The sequence below is a fragment of the Pseudomonas sp. HD6515 genome (assembly GCF_024971855.1).
GTDB lineage: Bacteria > Pseudomonadota > Gammaproteobacteria > Pseudomonadales > Pseudomonadaceae > Aquipseudomonas > Aquipseudomonas alloputida.
This window is the reverse complement of the sequence record NZ_CP079827.1, coordinates 1,343,567-1,361,442: the sequence shown is the minus strand read 5'-3', so window position 1 is coordinate 1,361,442 and position 17,876 is coordinate 1,343,567. Positions and strand designations below refer to the sequence as shown.

Here is a 17,876-nt window from a genome sequence, read left to right as displayed (position 1 = left end):
CTTGAATGTCTGTGACCGAACTGCACCTGCAGGACCGCCTGACCCGTCTGAGCCTGGCTCCGGAGTTGGGCGCCAGCCTGGTCAACTGGGAAGTGAAAGCGACCGGGCAAGCGCTGCTGCGCCATTCCGACCTGGCCGCACTGGAAAGTGGTACGCCACGACGCCTCGCCTGCTACCCACTGGCGCCTTGGTCCAACCGCATTGGCGAGGGTGGCTTTGCCCGACCCGAGGGGTGGCAGGCACTGGCACCCAATACCGGGCATGACCCTTACCCGATCCATGGCAGTGCCTGGCAGCAGGCCTGGCAGGTGGAGCATCACAGTGAACAGCGAGCACGGCTGACGCTAGACAGTGCTGTGCCGTTTGCTTACCGGGCCACGCTGGATGTGCATCTGCATGAGGGGTGCCTGAACCTGGACCTGCATGTAACCCATCTGGATGAGTCGGCCAACTGGTACGGGTTGGGGTTGCACCCTTACTTTCCGCGGTATCCCGATACCAAGTTGTACGCATCGGCACGCAACGTGTGGCTGGCCGAGGATGGGCGGTTGCCGTCGTACCAGGCCGAGGTGCCCGAACAATGGCGCTTCAATGCCATGGGGCGTTTACCCGAGACAGTGGTTGATCACGCCTTCAATGGCTGGCCAGGGGAGTGTGTGATCGAACAGCCCAGCGCGGGTTATCGACTGGCGTGCAGTGCCAATGGGGCCGAACACTTCTTGCTGTATTGCCCGCAGGGGCAAGGTTTTTTCTGCTTTGAACCTGTTAGCCACCCAATCAATGCGCATCACCTGCCAGGGCGACCAGGGTTGCGGTTGCTGAACCGGGGGGAGGCAATGACCCTGGGGTTCAGGATGCAGTATCGGGCGTTGTGAGCGGGGCTGCCTGAAAAAGGGCCGTCACGATAGCGAACATTGTCTGGCGCCATTTCTCGACGCGCTGAACGACCTCAATCCAGCTGCTGATCGCGCAAGTCTTGCGCCAGCATGTCGATAAAGGCCCTGACCTTGGCCGAGCCGTACTTGCTTTCGCGGTGCAGCACATGAATGGGCCAGGGCGCCTCTTCGTACTCGGCCAGCAGCACCTGTAACTGCCCGCTGGCCAGTTCGTCCGCCACCTGGTACGACAGCAGCCGGGCAATCCCCAGCCCGCCGCTGGCAGCTGCGATTGCCCCGTCATTGCTGGTTACCGTCAGCCGTGGCTTCATGCGCACCAAGGTCGGCTCGTCGGTCACACCGAAGCGCCAACCCGCCCGCGGCGACAGGTTGGTGGTGCCGATTATCGCATGCCCGGCCAGGTCCGACGGGTGCTTCGGCACACCATGGCGCGCCAGGTAGTCGGGCGAGGCACACAACATGCGCCGCACCCTGCCCACCCGCAACGCCTTCAACCCGGAGTCGGGCAACGGCCCGATGCGCACGGCCACGTCCATGCCCTCTTCGACCATGTTCACCACGCGGTCGAGAAAAAACGCGGAAACGTCGACTTCCGGGTACTGCTGCAGGTAACGGACGATGCACGGCATGACGAACTTCTTGCCGAACAAAATCGGCGCGGTCACCGCCAGGTCGCCCCTGGGCGTCGCGTTGATGCCGGCAGCGGCTTCATTGGCCTCGTGGATACTGGCGAGGATGTGCCGGGTGTCTTCCAGATAGCGGCCGCCGGCCTCGGTCAGACGCACGCTGCGTGTTGTGCGCAGCAACAGTTTGACCCCGAGCTGCTCTTCCAGGGCGCTGACGGCGCGGGTGACGGCGGCCGCAGAAATGTCCAGACGGCGGGCAGCCGCGGCGAAGCTTTCCAGCTCGCCGACGGCGACGAATACCTTCATCAGGTGGATCTGGTCCATGCGGGCTCCTGAGGGTAATGGGGCGTGCGGATTATCGTTCATCTGGATGCGTGGTGTTAGCTGTGCCGGCCTCTTCGCGGGCATGCCCGCTCCTACGACTGGCTTGAATCAGACATCCAGCACCAACGCCTGCATCCCCTCCTCCCCCTTCGCTGGCACAGCACAACAGATCAGCACCGACCCTGCCTCCGGCAACTCTGCCGGCGGATTCGGATAATGCACCTGGCCGCTCACCAGCCGGGTCTTGCAGGTACCACACGAACCACCCCGGCAACTGAACTCCGGTGCCAGCCCACGCGCCTCGGCCAGTTCCAGCAAGGTGCCGCTACCGGGAACCCAGCGAGCCTCCTTGGCCGACGCAGCAAAATACACCGGCACCGGTTCGTCGGCGGCAGGCGGCTGTTGCAAGATTGGCTGGTCTGCGTCGGTGTGCCGCCGCAGCGTCGACGGGCCAAACGCTTCGGCGTGAATCCGCGCATCCGGCACATGCACCCCACGCAGCCCTTCGTAAAGCTGCTGGGTGAAGCTGCCCGGCCCACACAGGTAGAAATCGTAGTCGTCCAACGCCAGCGTTGCCTTGACCTGTTCGATACCCAACCGGCCGGCAAACTCGTAATCACGACCGACCTGCGCGTGCCCTTCAGGCTGGCTCAGGGCGCGGTGTATATGCAGTAGTTCGCCAGCCTGTTGCTGCAAGGTCGCCAGTTCCTGCTGGAACGGCAAGTCGGCCAGGCTGCGTGCGCCATGGAACAGATGAATGCGCCGGGCCTGCCCCGTCCTCAACTGCTGACGCAGCATGGCCAGCAACGGCGTGATGCCCACGCCCGCGCCGATCAGCACCAACGGGCGCGTGCTTTGCTGATCAAGCGTGAAGCTGCCCATCGGCGGCCGCACATTCAACACCTCGCCGGCCACAACGTGCTCATGCAAATACCGAGAAGCAGGGCCTTGGGCTTTGACGCTGATGCGCAAGAATCCATCGTCGGGGGCACTTGAAAGGCTGTAGGTGCGGATCAGCGCCGGCTCGCCATCACGCGTCACCTGCACAGGCAGATGCTGGCCAGGGGCAAAGGCCACACGGCAGCCTGCCGGTGGTTCGAGATAGAACGAGCGGATGTCGCGGCTTTCCTGCTCCACCCGCAGCACCCGCCAGGCCAGCCATTGGCGCTGTTGTCGCCGCTGCTCCAGGCGCGCATCGGCCTCGGCCCAGGTACCGGTCATCAGACTGGTCGGCGCGTATTCCTTGAAAGCCCAGCGCAGGGCAACGGCTGCCGGACGCCACACCACCTGCTCGACCTGCAGTGTCCATAACCGCTCAGCCCCTTCAAAGGCCTGGATGGCCGGGCTGTCCAGCAGCACCTCGGCACGCCCGTACAGTTGCAACACGTTGCCATTATTGAAGTCGATGAACAGCAAGCCGGCCCGCGGGTTGACCACCAGGTTGCCCAAGGTGTTGAAATGCAGATTGCCAGCATAGTCGGGAATCGTCAGCCGATTGCCTTCGACCTTGATGAACCCTGGCCGGCCACCACGGTGGGAGACATCCACCGAGCGCTGGCCGTCAGCATGCTCGACATAGCTGGCCACGAAGAAGGTATCGGCCGCCTGGATCATGCTGACGGTTGAGGTATCCAGTGTTGTCGCATCGATGCGCCCGAGGGCGGGTTCGGTGACGCGGGTGTAGTCACGCAACTGGATGTACTGCGGGCAGTTGCCAAACGCCTGCTCTACGGCCACGTGCAGTTGCCCTTGGGCAGCGTGACGGATCTGCCCGTTGATGCGATTGCGCCGACGGGTGTGCAGTTCGATCCCCAGCAGGCCGACCGCCTGCCCGGCTGCCAACCCGGGGGTGGCGGGGTCATCTGCTGGCAGCGTGGTGTGGATCGTCAGCATACGAGGGTCGGGCGAGCTTACGAACCCTTCTGGCCCCTCCAGCAGCGTGGCCCAAGGCCGACCCTGGGCATCCACACTGGCGGCGACCATGAAGGGTAACTGGTGATAGAACGTTCGGTGCTGGTCGGGCATGTGGTCACGAATGACCTTTTGCCCGAACGCCTCCATGCGTTCTGCTACACCGGCCTTTTCCTGCAGGGTCTTTTCACCCGTATGCCAGGGCGAGGGGCGGTGATCAGGAGATTGTTGCATGGCGGCGCTCCTCGCGATGGCGGGGTTTCAGGCGTGGGTTTGCAGCCCGATTACGGTGCGCGGCATGGGAACGAAATGCGGCAGCGCCTCGATCCGCGCCAGCCAGTTGCGCACATTGGCATAGGGCTCCAGCGACACGTTGCCTTCAGGGGCGTGAGCGATGTAGGAGTAGTTGGCAATGTCCGCAATCGTGGGTGTGCTACCCGCCAGGAATGGCGTCTTCGCCAACTCGGCATCGATCACCTTGAGCAAGGTGTGGGCACGGGAAATCACTTCGTCGGCATTGAATGAAGCCCCGAACACCGTGACCAGGCGGGCGGCGGCCGGGCCAAAGGCCAGCGGGCCGGCAGCGACTGATAACCAGCGTTGCACACGGGCGGCGGCGGCAGGTTCTTCGGGCAGCCAGGCACCGTTGTCATATTTTTTGGCCAGGTAGACGAGGATGGCGTTGGAGTCGGCAATCACCGTGCCGTTGTCATCGATGACCGGAACCTGGCCGAACGGGTTGAGGGCGAGGAAGTCCGGCTGCTTGTGCGCGCCTTTGGCCAGGTCGACGAACACCAGCTCGGTGGGCAGGTTCAGTAGCGAGAGCATCAACTCGATGCGATGAGCATGGCCAGACTTGGGGAAGTTGTAGAGCTTGATCGGGTTCGACATGGGCTTGGCTCCTGGTCAGCGCCGGGATGGGGCTGATGGAGCACATGCTGCACTGGATCGGCTGGTAGCAGAATCAGTGCGCAGGGGAAACCATAATTTCGCGGGGCGGAATAATGGTTTCCAAACACTTGCGCTGGCGCCGGCAGGTGAGCGCTAGCCTACGATCCGATCAGTGCAGTTTTTTGAAATGTCGGTACAGCCCACGCGCAGCCTCGACCACCTGCGGCACACAGGCCTGGATATCCTCATCGCTCATCTGGTCCAGCAGCTCGAAGTTATCTTCCAACCCATGTAGCGAAATGGCCCTGAGGAGCGGGGCCTGCTCCGGTGGCAACTCGCCCCAACCGGCCACCTGGGTACCGCGCATGTAGCCGAAACACCACTCCTCCATCACGATCACAGCGCCCTGCTCGCATTCGCGTTCCTCGAACAGCGGTTCGAACTGGTCGACCTCATTGCTCAGTTCTTCTGCCACCTGGCTGGCATAACGCAGCATCAATGCCGTGTAGGCCTCCTCATGGGCGGGCTTCTTGAACTTCGGTACCTTGCCACCCGCTACCGCCGGCAGCCATTGTTCCGGCAGGACAGTGATCGGCGAACTGGCGAGTGCGACGAAAAAGCCATTGAGCTCGGCCAGGTCCAGCACCGAGTAGTCATTGCCATAGGTGATCAGCAGGTCTTCGAGGCGGTCGAGTTCTTTTTCGCTGAGTACGGGGAGCATGGGTAAGAATCCTGGGAAGCAAAAGTGTGTGCACCCTAGCACAGCAACGCCGGAAGGGCTGCCCGCGCGAACGCCCGCGCGGGCAGATGGTTCAGGGCTGCAACCAGGCCTGCAGCTCATGTTGCCGGTCGGTGCCTATCAGCAGCCACAGCAAGATGCGGCATTTGCGCGGGCAGAGTTGCCCAGCCATGTAGACGCCTTTTTTCTGCAAGTCGATTTCTGCGCCAGCAAACCCGTAGGTTGCCCGGGCTGTAGGCCCTCTCCCAGTGCGTGTAGCAACCAATACCGGCAAGGTGGGCGCCAGGTGTTCCAGCACTTCGGACCAACTGGCAGAAACATGACCAGCACCGAAACCGGCGATGACCACCCCCTCGTAACCCAATGCGGCCACAGCCTGCAGCAGCGCCGTGTCTGCGTCCAGGCAGGCTTCCAGCAGGGCAACGCGCTGGTCGGTGCGATACGGTAACGGCAACACTTCCCGTCGCCCGGGCGGATGGCGATACAACACAACACCCTCCACAACGTCGCCCAACGGGCCACATCCGGGCGACTCGAATGCCGCCATCGCCAGGCTGGCCGTCTTGCGAACCCTTGCCGCGCAGTGGACCTGATCATTCATGACCACAAGCACACCTCGCCCACGGCTGTCTTGTGCCAATGCAACCTGAGCCGCAGCCAACAAATTGGCCGGCCCATCATTGCCCGGCTGACTCGCCGAGCGCATGGCACCGGTCATCACCAATGGCGCATCGAATGGCCAGAGCAGATCCAGGAAATAGGCCGTTTCCTCAAGGCTGTCGGTCCCTTGGCTCAATACCAAAGCCTGGGCTCCGCGCTCCACCTCGCCCCGGGCCCATGCCAGCACCTCCAGCAACGTCGCGAAGCCCAGCGATGCACTGGGGAGCAGGCACAATGAAGCAACGTTCAACTGCGCCATCTCGCGCAACTGTGGAACCTGAAGCAGTTGCCGCTCACAATCCAGGCTTGGCGTCACACCATCCCCGACAGTACCCAGCCGCATACTGACCGTGCCGCCCAGAGTGGCGATCGACAGCCTGGGCAGGCTCGAATGTTCACTCATGCTTCTCCCCCCACAACCAAACCGACTACCGGCACGATGCCCAGCGTGCAGATGGCCATCGACACCACATTGCCGATGTAGCCATGCACATAGGCCGGCAACCGCTGAGTGATCGCCACTGCCAGCGGCGGAGCCAACAGTGCACCCAGCACTGCACTGGCCACCACCACTTGCCAACTGCCGCCATGTGTCAAGACCGCGGCCGGGACGATCGACACAATCGGAATGTAGGTGGGGTACCACCCACGGGCTTTCCACTGTCCACGCCAGCATACAACCCCGACCAGGGATGCCAGGGCCTGCCCGGCCACCATCTGCATCACCAACATAGAACCGTATGACAGTGCAGCCGGGCTCAACAGGTATGCCAGCAACACACCCAGCAATAGCCCGAGGCTGGCCAGCTCATTACCAAAGAATGGGGCTTCGCTGAAGTCGGCCAGAACGCGCCGCAAAGTCCAGACCACACCGTAGTCAGGCTGATTGACAACCGGCGCCACGACGGTGGGTTCACCGCATTGGCGTACCCATGAAGGAAAGCGCTTGCACAGGATGAAGGCCACGACGCTTGCCACAGCCATGCCACTCACATTGCCCACTACCACGGGCAACTGCAGGGGATAACACAGGTAATTGACCATCAGCAGGCTGGCCGGTGTTACCAGTAGTGCCCCCAGTAGCGCCCCCGTGATCGTCACCCGCCAGCCCGCACCAAAAAGCAAGACCATGGCTGCCGGCAATGACACGAAGGCAACGAACGTTGGTTGCCAGATGCCACTGGCCAAGGTCCATCCCCACAACGCATGGCTGAGCAGCAAGCCCAAGAGCGAGCTGGTAAACACCCATGGCCATAATCCGCTGCCATAGCAAATGGCAAAGCCCTGCCAGCGGTACCCTCGCACCTGCGCCCAGTGCGCCAGGCACGCGCCCAGCAGCAAGCCCAGCGCGGGTAGTTCGTGCTTGTAGAAAGCCACTTCACTGATATCACCAACAATCCAGCGCAAGCGGCTGAGCGGCTCATCGAGCGTCGCCACCCTCTGTGCATAATCCAGCCATTGGCCATGGGCAAGGCTTGCAGCGAGAAACACCAGCAGGCAGCCGAACATCAACACAAGCCAATGCTGCTGTCGTGAGAAGAAGTGCGTGTTCATTCGCAACTCCTCAACGTGGCATAGGTGCATGCAAGCGATAGCCAAGGGTGGCATCGTAGAGGTCGGTTCGCCGGTCTCTTGGCAGGTCGTTGAGGCTGTTCCAGATCGGTGCCGACCGTGCACTGCTCAAATCGACATCGGCATAGATAATCTCCTCGGCTTCTGCACTGCCCACCTCGCCGATCGGCCAGCCATGAGTACCGGCGATCAGCGAGCAGCCCAGGAAGCGCCCGCCCCGCTCACTGCCGACGCGGTTCGCGGCGGCGATATAAACGTTGTTGACATGCGCTGCCGTCATGGTCAGGTACGAGGCCATGCAGCGCCCTGCATCATCGAACAACGGCGGCGGGGTCCATACCCAGTTGTTGAGGCTGCAGATGATGTCGGCACCTTGCGCGGCCATCACCCGTGGTACTTCCGGGAACCAGATGTCCCAGCAGATCAGCAGGCCGATACGGCCGATAGGCGTCTCGAACACCGGGAACCCCAGGTCACCAGGGGTGAACCAAAGCTTTTCCTGGTTCCACAGATGCGCTTTGCGGTAGTGCCCGAGCAGGCCTTCGGGGCCAAACAGTACAGCACTGTCGTATAACTTCAGCCCGTCACGTTCGGCAAACCCCGCAGCCAGGTATACCTGGTACTGCTTGGCGAAGTCGGCCCAGGTTTTCAGGCAAGGGCCGTCCTGCAGCACCTGCGCATGGGAATAGGCTTCGGCACGGGAGTTGAAGGTGTAGCCCGTGTTGGCCAGTTCAGGCAGTACGATCAGGTTGGCACCTTCGCGTGCTGCGCGCCGGGCCAATGCCAGGCCTCTGCTCACGTTGCTCTCACAGTGTTCAAGACCGACCTGAGGGTCGTACTGGATGACAGCGATACGTACGGGGCTGACGGGGGAACAGGATTCAGACATGGCGGCTTCCTTCTTGTGGTTGTTTTGGAAGGACGCCAGTAAAGCGATGTTGGGTCAGGGAGCGACAGTCAGGAGAGTCCTATGGAACCAAAGGAAAATCACACAATGGCAGTAGGACTCCCCCTACAAAATGCCCCGTACGCCGTTATTTCCCAACCTGATAGTGTGGGTAGTACTCAAGGGTAAAGTCACCATTGAACTGTGCTGAAGCAACCCGGTAACTCCGGCACCGACGATGCAAATTCAGTGATCGGGTTGTGTGGCACGTGCGACGCCGCCCTCTTGTTCGAGAAGCCGGCGGTAGTCGAAGCAGAGATCCGGGGGATTAGGGAAACGTGCGGCCCATGGCTGCATAGGCAGTGATGGGTCGATGGCCAGATCGGCAGGAGGGTTGTGTGTCGAACCAATAGTCATGTTCTCGGGTTCTCCATGAGTAGAGAACCTGAGAATGATCAATTGCAACAGGCGTGAAGTGGTTGCCATCTACCACCCGCCGGCACCTACAGGATCTGAGATACCTGTGGGTGCCGGCTTACAGCGATAAGGTCGTCAGGGCTTACACCGCCAGCGCGCGCTCACGCAGCTCGCTGTTGAGGATGCGGTCGTTCTCGCTGTAATCGACCGGGCAGTCGATCACGTGCACACCTGGGGTCTTGATGCAGTGCTCCAGCAGCGGCAGCAGGCCTTCGGCGCTTTCCACGCGGTGGCCGTTGGCGCCGTAGGCTTCGGCATACTTGACGAAGTCCGGGTTGCCGTAGTCCAGGCCGAAATCGGTGAAGCCCATGTTGGCCTGCTTCCAGCGGATCATGCCGTAGCCGTCGTCACGCAGGATCACCACGGTGATGTGCATGCCCAGACGTACTGCAGTCTCCAGTTCCTGGCTGTTCATCATGAAGCCGCCGTCGCCGCACACCGAGATTACCGGGCGGTCCGGGTGCACCAGGTGCGCAGCCATTGCCGATGGCAGGCCGGCGCCCATGGTCGCCAGGGCGTTGTCCAGCAGCACGGTGTTTGGCTTGTGCGCTTTGTAGTTGCGGGCGAACCAGATCTTGTAGATGCCGTTGTCCAGGGCGACGATGCCTTCGGACGGCAGTACACGACGGATGTCAGCCACCATGCGCTGTGGGTAGACCGGGAAGCGGTCGTCGTCGGCGCCTTCGGCGATCTGTGCTTCGTTGGCTTCACGGATGGCCATCAGGCGGGTGAAGTCCCAGTGCGACGTGTCGTTCAGTGCTTCACTGATCTGCCACACGGCGTTGGCGATGTCGCCGATCACTTCTACTTGCGGGAAGTACACAGCATCGACTTCGGCAGAGCGGAAGTTGATGTGGATGACTTCGGTGCCGCCACGGACCATGAAGAACGGCGGCTTCTCGATCACATCGTGGCCGATGTTGATGATCAGGTCGGCGGCTTCGACGGCGCGGTGAACGAAGTCGCCCGACGACAGCGCAGCGTTGCCAAGGAAGCGCGGGTGGCGCTCGTCGACCACGCCTTTACCCATTTGGGTGGTGATGAACGGGATGCCGGTCTTGTCGATCAGTTGCTTGAGGACCTTGGCGGTCATCTTGCGGTTGGCACCGGCACCGATCACCAGGATCGGGTTACGCGCGTTCTGCAGTTTCTCGACGGCAGCTTCGATGGCCACGTGCTCGGCCAGCGGGCGGCGGTGCAGGCTGCGCGGGATCGGCAGCGCGTCGGTCTGCTCGGCGGCGATGTCTTCCGGCAGCTCCAGGTGCACCGCACCCGGCTTTTCTTCTTCGGCCAGGCGGAAGGCTTCGCGCATGCGGGCCGGGATGTTGTCGGCCGAGGCGAACTGGTGGGTGTACTTGGTGATGGGGTCCATCATGCCGCACACGTCAATGATCTGGAAGCGACCCTGCTTGGACTTCTTGATCGGCTTCTGCCCGGTGATCATCATCATCGGCATGCCGCCCAGGTAGGCGTAGGCGCTGGCGGTCACCAGGTTGGTGGCACCAGGGCCGAGGGTCGACAGGCTGACGCCGGTCTTGCCGGTCAGACGACCGTAGGTGGCAGCCATGAAACCTGCAGACTGCTCGTGACGGGTCAGTACCAGCTTGATCTTCGACTTGCGCAGGGATTCGAGCAGGTCGAGGTTTTCCTCACCGGGAATGCCGAATACATACTCGACACCTTCGTTTTCCAGGCATTGCACAACGACATCGGCGGCCTTGGCCATCTTGCTTGCTACCTCAAGTGATGGGACGGGGAAGTCCAGAAATGCGCAGCACGGTACGCTGGCATCGCCAGGTCCAGAGCAGAAGTGCCCCGAACCAAAGTCTTGACGTAGGGGGGGGGCGGGAAAGTCACGTTAATGATGCGTGGAGGCCAATCTAGCCTGGCGTCGCACCATCCTCTGTAGGAGCGGGTTTACCCGCGAAGAGGCCGGCCCTGCTGGCCAATCCCCACTTGCCGTTCACCGTTGCCGCCGCCACCGTATTCGCGGGTAAACCCGCTCCTACACAGTTTGGTGGTGGACACACATCGGGGGGTGGACACAGGCCGTCGTAGGAGCGGGTTTACCCGCGAACACCGGCGAAGCCGGTGCCCTCCACCGAGCTGCCTGTTCCCACAGTGATTCGAGCAGGTCCAGTTTTTTTGCCCACAAAGACAAAACCCCTACCTGCATGCGCAGATAGGGGTTTTGCGAAATGAATCTTGACGATGACCTACTCTCACATGGGGAAACCCCACACTACCATCGGCGATGCATCGTTTCACTACTGAGTTCGGGATGGGATCAGGTGGTTCCAATGCTCTATGGTCGTCAAGAAATTCTGTTGCCAGAATGTCCAGATGGACAGCCCAGCGAATTCGGATATGCGATATTTGTGGTCTTACGAATTTTCGGGTCTTTCGTCTTCACCACCGCAACCTGCGTCAGCAAATTGCTTGGGTGTTATATGGTCAAGCCTCACGGGCAATTAGTATTGGTTAGCTCAACGCCTCACAGCGCTTACACACCCAACCTATCAACGTCGTAGTCTTCGACGGCCCTTTAGGGGATTCAAGATCCCAGTGAGATCTCATCTTGAGGCAAGTTTCCCGCTTAGATGCTTTCAGCGGTTATCTCTTCCGAACATAGCTACCCGGCAATGCCACTGGCGTGACAACCGGAACACCAGAGGTTCGTCCACTCCGGTCCTCTCGTACTAGGAGCAGCCCCTCTCAAATCTCAAACGTCCACGGCAGATAGGGACCGAACTGTCTCACGACGTTCTAAACCCAGCTCGCGTACCACTTTAAATGGCGAACAGCCATACCCTTGGGACCGGCTTCAGCCCCAGGATGTGATGAGCCGACATCGAGGTGCCAAACACCGCCGTCGATATGAACTCTTGGGCGGTATCAGCCTGTTATCCCCGGAGTACCTTTTATCCGTTGAGCGATGGCCCTTCCATACAGAACCACCGGATCACTAAGACCTACTTTCGTACCTGCTCGACGTGTTTGTCTCGCAGTCAAGCGCGCTTTTGCCTTTATACTCTACGACCGATTTCCGACCGGTCTGAGCGCACCTTCGTACTCCTCCGTTACTCTTTGGGAGGAGACCGCCCCAGTCAAACTACCCACCATACACTGTCCTCGATCCGGATAACGGACCTGAGTTAGAACCTCAAAGTTGCCAGGGTGGTATTTCAAGGATGGCTCCATGAGAACTGGCGTCCCCACTTCAAAGCCTCCCACCTATCCTACACAAGCAAATTCAAAGTCCAGTGCAAAGCTATAGTAAAGGTTCACGGGGTCTTTCCGTCTAGCCGCGGATACACTGCATCTTCACAGCGATTTCAATTTCACTGAGTCTCGGGTGGAGACAGCGCCGCCATCGTTACGCCATTCGTGCAGGTCGGAACTTACCCGACAAGGAATTTCGCTACCTTAGGACCGTTATAGTTACGGCCGCCGTTTACCGGGGCTTCGATCAAGAGCTTCGCTTGCGCTAACCCCATCAATTAACCTTCCGGCACCGGGCAGGCGTCACACCCTATACGTCCACTTTCGTGTTTGCAGAGTGCTGTGTTTTTAATAAACAGTCGCAGCGGCCTGGTATCTTCGACCGGCATGGGCTTACGGAGCAAGTCCTTCACCCTCGCCGGCGCACCTTCTCCCGAAGTTACGGTGCCATTTTGCCTAGTTCCTTCACCCGAGTTCTCTCAAGCGCCTTGGTATTCTCTACCTAACCACCTGTGTCGGTTTGGGGTACGGTTCCCAGTTATCTGAAGCTTAGGAGCTTTTCTTGGAAGCATGGTATCAACCACTTCGTCGCCTAAAGGCAACTCGTCATCAGCTCTCGGCCTTGAAATCCCGGATTTGCCTAAGATTTCAGCCTACCACCTTAAACCTGGACAACCAACGCCAGGCTGGCCTAACCTTCTCCGTCCCTCCATCGCAATAACTGGAAGTACAGGAATATTAACCTGTTTTCCATCGACTACGCTTTTCAGCCTCGCCTTAGGGACCGACTAACCCTGCGTCGATTAACGTTGCGCAGGAAACCTTGGTCTTTCGGCGTGCGAGTTTTTCACTCGCATTGTCGTTACTCATGTCAGCATTCGCACTTCTGATACCTCCAGCAAGCTTCTCAACTCACCTTCACAGGCTTACAGAACGCTCCTCTACCGCATCATCGTAAGATGATACCCGTAGCTTCGGTGCATGGTTTGAGCCCCGTTACATCTTCCGCGCAGGCCGACTCGACTAGTGAGCTATTACGCTTTCTTTAAAGGGTGGCTGCTTCTAAGCCAACCTCCTAGCTGTCTAAGCCTTCCCACATCGTTTCCCACTTAACCATGACTTTGGGACCTTAGCTGACGGTCTGGGTTGTTTCCCTTTTCACGACGGACGTTAGCACCCGCCGTGTGTCTCCCATGCTCGGCACTTGTAGGTATTCGGAGTTTGCATCGGTTTGGTAAGTCGGGATGACCCCCTAGCCGAAACAGTGCTCTACCCCCTACAGTGATACATGAGGCGCTACCTAAATAGCTTTCGAGGAGAACCAGCTATCTCCGAGCTTGATTAGCCTTTCACTCCGATCCACAGGTCATCCGCTAACTTTTCAACGGTAGTCGGTTCGGTCCTCCAGTCAGTGTTACCTAACCTTCAACCTGCCCATGGATAGATCGCCCGGTTTCGGGTCTATACCCAGCGACTAAACGCCCTATTAAGACTCGCTTTCGCTACGCCTCCCCTATTCGGTTAAGCTCGCCACTGAATATAAGTCGCTGACCCATTATACAAAAGGTACGCAGTCACCTAACAAAGTAGGCTCCCACTGCTTGTACGCATACGGTTTCAGGTTCTATTTCACTCCCCTCTCCGGGGTTCTTTTCGCCTTTCCCTCACGGTACTGGTTCACTATCGGTCAGTCAGTAGTATTTAGCCTTGGAGGATGGTCCCCCCATATTCAGACAAAGTTTCTCGTGCTCCGTCCTACTCGATTTCATTGACAAGAGATTTTCGTGTACGGGGCTATCACCCACTATGGCCGCACTTTCCAGAGCGTTCCACTAATCTCAAACCAACTTAAGGGCTGGTCCCCGTTCGCTCGCCACTACTAAGGGAATCTCGGTTGATTTCTTTTCCTCAGGGTACTTAGATGTTTCAGTTCCCCTGGTTCGCCTCTTGCACCTATGTATTCAGTACAAGATAACCAGCTTATGCTGGCTGGGTTCCCCCATTCAGAGATCTCTGGATCACAGTCTGTTTGCCGACTCCCCAAAGCTTATCGCAGGCTACCACGTCTTTCATCGCCTCTGACTGCCAAGGCATCCACCGTATGCGCTTCTTCACTTGACCATATAACCCCAAGCAATCTGGTTATACTGTGAAGACGACATTCGCCGAAAATTCGTACGTTGCTCTTTCGAGCAGAACTCACAAATTTTACCTTAGCCTGATCCACCAGCAGTGAAACTGGTGTTCAGTCTATATCTATCACATATCCGAATTTTTAAAGAACGATCTGACAAAAGCCAGAAATCAACATTCGATGCGAATGCTCATTTCTGAGTTTGATCAAGGTACAGCAAGTGGTGGAGCCAAGCGGGATCGAACCGCTGACCTCCTGCGTGCAAGGCAGGCGCTCTCCCAGCTGAGCTATGGCCCCGCATATTGGTAGGTCTGGGCAGATTTGAACTGCCGACCTCACCCTTATCAGGGGTGCGCTCTAACCAACTGAGCTACAGACCTATATAGGGTCTTGATCGTCTTCGACAATGAATCAAGCAATTCGTGTGGGAGCTCATCAGCAGGCTGATGTCGTCGATTAAGGAGGTGATCCAGCCGCAGGTTCCCCTACGGCTACCTTGTTACGACTTCACCCCAGTCATGAATCACACCGTGGTAACCGTCCTCCCGAAGGTTAGACTAGCTACTTCTGGTGCAACCCACTCCCATGGTGTGACGGGCGGTGTGTACAAGGCCCGGGAACGTATTCACCGCGACATTCTGATTCGCGATTACTAGCGATTCCGACTTCACGCAGTCGAGTTGCAGACTGCGATCCGGACTACGATCGGTTTTGTGAGATTAGCTCCACCTCGCGGCTTGGCAACCCTCTGTACCGACCATTGTAGCACGTGTGTAGCCCAGGCCGTAAGGGCCATGATGACTTGACGTCATCCCCACCTTCCTCCGGTTTGTCACCGGCAGTCTCCTTAGAGTGCCCACCATAACGTGCTGGTAACTAAGGACAAGGGTTGCGCTCGTTACGGGACTTAACCCAACATCTCACGACACGAGCTGACGACAGCCATGCAGCACCTGTGTCAGAGTTCCCGAAGGCACCAATCCATCTCTGGAAAGTTCTCTGCATGTCAAGGCCTGGTAAGGTTCTTCGCGTTGCTTCGAATTAAACCACATGCTCCACCGCTTGTGCGGGCCCCCGTCAATTCATTTGAGTTTTAACCTTGCGGCCGTACTCCCCAGGCGGTCAACTTAATGCGTTAGCTGCGCCACTAAAATCTCAAGGATTCCAACGGCTAGTTGACATCGTTTACGGCGTGGACTACCAGGGTATCTAATCCTGTTTGCTCCCCACGCTTTCGCACCTCAGTGTCAGTATCAGTCCAGGTGGTCGCCTTCGCCACTGGTGTTCCTTCCTATATCTACGCATTTCACCGCTACACAGGAAATTCCACCACCCTCTACCGTACTCTAGCTTGCCAGTTTTGGATGCAGTTCCCAGGTTGAGCCCGGGGCTTTCACATCCAACTTAACAAACCACCTACGCGCGCTTTACGCCCAGTAATTCCGATTAACGCTTGCACCCTCTGTATTACCGCGGCTGCTGGCACAGAGTTAGCCGGTGCTTATTCTGTCGGTAACGTCAAAACAGCAAGGTATTAACTTACTGCCCTTCCTCCCAACTTAAAGTGCTTTACAATCCGAAGACCTTCTTCACACACGCGGCATGGCTGGATCAGGCTTTCGCCCATTGTCCAATATTCCCCACTGCTGCCTCCCGTAGGAGTCTGGACCGTGTCTCAGTTCCAGTGTGACTGATCATCCTCTCAGACCAGTTACGGATCGTCGCCTTGGTGAGCCATTACCCCACCAACTAGCTAATCCGACCTAGGCTCATCTGATAGCGCAAGGCCCGAAGGTCCCCTGCTTTCTCCCGTAGGACGTATGCGGTATTAGCGTTCCTTTCGAAACGTTGTCCCCCACTACCAGGCAGATTCCTAGGCATTACTCACCCGTCCGCCGCTGAATTAAGGAGCAAGCTCCCGTCATCCGCTCGACTTGCATGTGTTAGGCCTGCCGCCAGCGTTCAATCTGAGCCATGATCAAACTCTTCAGTTCAATACTGCTTGGGTTTTTAAGAAACCCTAAACTTGGCCCAGCAATCTCAAATGACTATGTGATTTCTCGCATGGTCACTTGTGATGCTGATAATCTTTTTGACTATCAGTCCGTACTCACAAGCACCCACACGAATTGCTTGATTCGATTTGTTAAAGAGCGTTTGGTTAAGAGCTTTTCGTCTCAACCGAGGCGCGCATTCTACGCTTTCCTCAGAACCTGTCAAGCGTTTATTTTGAAGTTTTTTACCACCGCTTTCTTTCGAAAGCTAACAACTTCAACAACTTACCGCTTGCCCCGAAGCGTTCATCGCTGCGAGGAGGCGAATAATACGCGCTTTGAAATCAGAGTCAACACCTTGTTCTGAAAAACTTTTCCATCAACGTTTTGCCGCTAACCGGCAACTAATGAAAGCGCCGTGGATCTGTAAAGAAACACACCACGGAGCGTAGCGGCCATGAGCGATGGGCAAAGCGAGAAAACCCCCGGCCTCTCTGCAGATGAAGAGCAGGAGGTCAGCCACAGCCAACCGCCGCGGGCGGCTGTGCTGCACGAAATCATTCGCTACCAGGGCGACCAGGAACTGGAACGTACACTTGTCGCGTTGTGGTGGTCGGCACTTGCCGCCGGCCTGTCCATGGGGCTGTCGTTGATGGCCATGGGGCTATTCTACGCCCGCCTGCCGGAAGGCGATGGTGCCCAGGTGGTCGCCAGCATCGGCTACAGTGCGGGCTTTCTTGCCGTGATCCTGGCACGCCAGCAACTGTTCACCGAAAATACGCTCACCGCCGTGCTGCCCGTCATGACCGCCCCTACGCTGGCCAACTTCGGACGACTGCTACGCCTCTGGGGCGTGGTGTTGTTTGGCAACCTGGCAGGCACCCTGCTGGTAGCCTGGGTGATGCTGGAACTGCCGATCTTCGACAGCAAGACCGATGTGGCATTCCTGGAGGTCGGTCGCAAGGTAATGAAGAACGACATCAGCCAGATGTTCGCCAAGGGCATAGTCTCAGGCTGGATGATTGCCACCATGGTCTGGATGATCCCTTCAATGGAGCACGCCAAGATCTGGATCATTCTGATGATCACCTACCTGATGGCCCTTGGCGATTTCACTCATATAGTGGTGGGGTCAGTCGAAGTGTCCTACCTGGTGTGGGCTGGCGACGAAACCTGGAGCCGTTTCTGGCTGGAATTTGCACTGCCGACGCTGACGGGCAACATCATCGGTGGCAGTTTCATCTTCGCCTTGATCAGCCATGCGCAAGTGCGCAGTGACAGTGGCAAACCACCCTCGCGGCTTCTGAACGACGACCAGCCCCAGTCCGCGCGCAGCAGACATGAGCCAAAATGATACTCAGCGTGCCGCTACGGTGAGCTCATGCCCCTGGCCCTGCTTACTCATGGGCCAGGGCTACACATCCGTTCTGCCCGCCATGCGGTGACTCCAGGTTACCCCGCTCCCGTCCGCGGCGCGCCCAGTCGCACCTGAGCCTGGTTATCGACGGCCCACCACAGTGATCGAATCAACCGTGAATTGGCTT

Annotated in this window: 10 protein-coding genes, 2 tRNA genes, 3 rRNA genes and 1 pseudogene; 2 read left to right on the top strand and 14 right to left on the bottom strand. The window is 58.5% G+C overall.

Going from position 1 to position 17,876, the window contains the following annotated elements; genetic code table 11:
• The first annotated feature begins 5 nt into the window (after positions 1 to 5).
• Positions 6 to 875 (top strand): aldose 1-epimerase, encoded by an 870-nt coding sequence (locus KW568_RS06270; RefSeq protein WP_003254837.1) that lies wholly within the window; start codon positions 6 to 8, stop codon positions 873 to 875.
• Between the two features lie 74 nt (positions 876 to 949).
• Here the strand turns inward: KW568_RS06270 and KW568_RS06265 are convergent, their stop codons facing one another.
• From KW568_RS06265 to KW568_RS06200, 14 genes and pseudogenes are all read right to left on the bottom strand, one after another.
• Complete coding sequence (locus KW568_RS06265; protein ID WP_003254840.1) at positions 950 to 1,846, bottom strand: LysR family transcriptional regulator; 897 nt, start codon at positions 1,844 to 1,846, stop codon at positions 950 to 952.
• A gap of 108 nt (positions 1,847 to 1,954) precedes the next feature.
• The gene (locus KW568_RS06260; RefSeq protein ID WP_004576809.1) at positions 1,955 to 3,991 is read right to left on the bottom strand and encodes a pyridoxamine 5'-phosphate oxidase family protein; all 2,037 of its coding nucleotides are present in this window, start codon (positions 3,989 to 3,991) and stop codon (positions 1,955 to 1,957) included.
• A 27-nt stretch (positions 3,992 to 4,018) separates the two neighbouring features.
• Complete coding sequence (locus tag KW568_RS06255; protein WP_003254843.1) at positions 4,019 to 4,648, bottom strand: glutathione S-transferase family protein; 630 nt, start codon at positions 4,646 to 4,648, stop codon at positions 4,019 to 4,021.
• A 169-nt stretch (positions 4,649 to 4,817) separates the two neighbouring features.
• A complete protein-coding gene (locus tag KW568_RS06250; protein WP_004576808.1) occupies positions 4,818 to 5,369 on the bottom strand; it encodes a UPF0149 family protein in 552 nt (183 codons plus the stop codon).
• A gap of 91 nt (positions 5,370 to 5,460) precedes the next feature.
• A complete protein-coding gene (locus KW568_RS06245) occupies positions 5,461 to 6,450 on the bottom strand; it encodes an asparaginase (protein WP_003254846.1) in 990 nt (329 codons plus the stop codon).
• The gene (locus KW568_RS06240) at positions 6,447 to 7,601 is read right to left on the bottom strand and encodes a hypothetical protein (protein ID WP_004576807.1); all 1,155 of its coding nucleotides are present in this window, start codon (positions 7,599 to 7,601) and stop codon (positions 6,447 to 6,449) included. The genes KW568_RS06245 and KW568_RS06240 overlap by 4 nt, the downstream gene beginning before the upstream one ends.
• A 10-nt stretch (positions 7,602 to 7,611) precedes the next feature.
• Positions 7,612 to 8,508: a nitrilase family protein gene (locus KW568_RS06235; RefSeq protein ID WP_003254849.1), complete on the bottom strand. Its 897-nt coding sequence runs from the start codon at positions 8,506 to 8,508 to the stop codon at positions 7,612 to 7,614.
• Positions 8,509 to 8,754: 246 nt separating this feature from the next.
• Positions 8,755 to 8,922, bottom strand: a pseudogene (locus tag KW568_RS06230) (oxidoreductase); the annotation flags it as partial.
• Positions 8,923 to 9,064: 142 nt separating this feature from the next.
• On the bottom strand, positions 9,065 to 10,708 hold the full coding sequence (locus tag KW568_RS06225) for an acetolactate synthase large subunit (RefSeq protein ID WP_004576806.1): 1,644 nt from the start codon (positions 10,706 to 10,708) through the stop codon (positions 9,065 to 9,067).
• A gap of 477 nt (positions 10,709 to 11,185) precedes the next feature.
• Positions 11,186 to 11,301, bottom strand: a 5S ribosomal RNA gene (rrf, locus tag KW568_RS06220).
• Positions 11,302 to 11,432: 131 nt separating this feature from the next.
• A 23S ribosomal RNA gene (locus KW568_RS06215) occupies positions 11,433 to 14,325 on the bottom strand.
• Between the two features lie 234 nt (positions 14,326 to 14,559).
• Positions 14,560 to 14,635 (bottom strand) — tRNA-Ala (locus tag KW568_RS06210).
• Between the two features lie 6 nt (positions 14,636 to 14,641).
• A tRNA-Ile gene (locus tag KW568_RS06205) sits at positions 14,642 to 14,718 on the bottom strand.
• Between the two features lie 77 nt (positions 14,719 to 14,795).
• Positions 14,796 to 16,332 (bottom strand): 16S ribosomal RNA (locus KW568_RS06200).
• The 16S, 23S and 5S rRNA genes sit together here with 2 tRNA genes alongside, the layout of an rRNA operon.
• Before the next feature lie 457 nt (positions 16,333 to 16,789).
• Between KW568_RS06200 and KW568_RS06195 the strand changes: the two genes are divergently transcribed.
• Positions 16,790 to 17,686, top strand: coding sequence for a formate/nitrite transporter family protein (locus tag KW568_RS06195; RefSeq protein WP_004576197.1), 897 nt, complete (start codon positions 16,790 to 16,792; stop codon positions 17,684 to 17,686).
• Positions 17,687 to 17,876: the final 190 nt, after the last annotated feature.

Coding starts and splice junctions, on each gene's coding strand:
- KW568_RS06260 (WP_004576809.1), bottom strand. CDS start 3,991: ATGCAACAATCTCCTGATCACCGCCCCTCGCCCTGGCATACGGGTGAA.
- KW568_RS06255 (WP_003254843.1), bottom strand. CDS start 4,648: ATGTCGAACCCGATCAAGCTCTACAACTTCCCCAAGTCTGGCCATGCT.
- KW568_RS06195 (WP_004576197.1), top strand. CDS start 16,790: ATGAGCGATGGGCAAAGCGAGAAAACCCCCGGCCTCTCTGCAGATGAA.
- KW568_RS06225 (WP_004576806.1), bottom strand. CDS start 10,708: ATGGCCAAGGCCGCCGATGTCGTTGTGCAATGCCTGGAAAACGAAGGT.
- KW568_RS06265 (WP_003254840.1), bottom strand. CDS start 1,846: ATGGACCAGATCCACCTGATGAAGGTATTCGTCGCCGTCGGCGAGCTG.
- KW568_RS06250 (WP_004576808.1), bottom strand. CDS start 5,369: ATGCTCCCCGTACTCAGCGAAAAAGAACTCGACCGCCTCGAAGACCTG.
- KW568_RS06245 (WP_003254846.1), bottom strand. CDS start 6,450: ATGAGTGAACATTCGAGCCTGCCCAGGCTGTCGATCGCCACTCTGGGC.
- KW568_RS06270 (WP_003254837.1), top strand. CDS start 6: ATGTCTGTGACCGAACTGCACCTGCAGGACCGCCTGACCCGTCTGAGC.
- KW568_RS06235 (WP_003254849.1), bottom strand. CDS start 8,508: ATGTCTGAATCCTGTTCCCCCGTCAGCCCCGTACGTATCGCTGTCATC.
- KW568_RS06240 (WP_004576807.1), bottom strand. CDS start 7,601: ATGAACACGCACTTCTTCTCACGACAGCAGCATTGGCTTGTGTTGATG.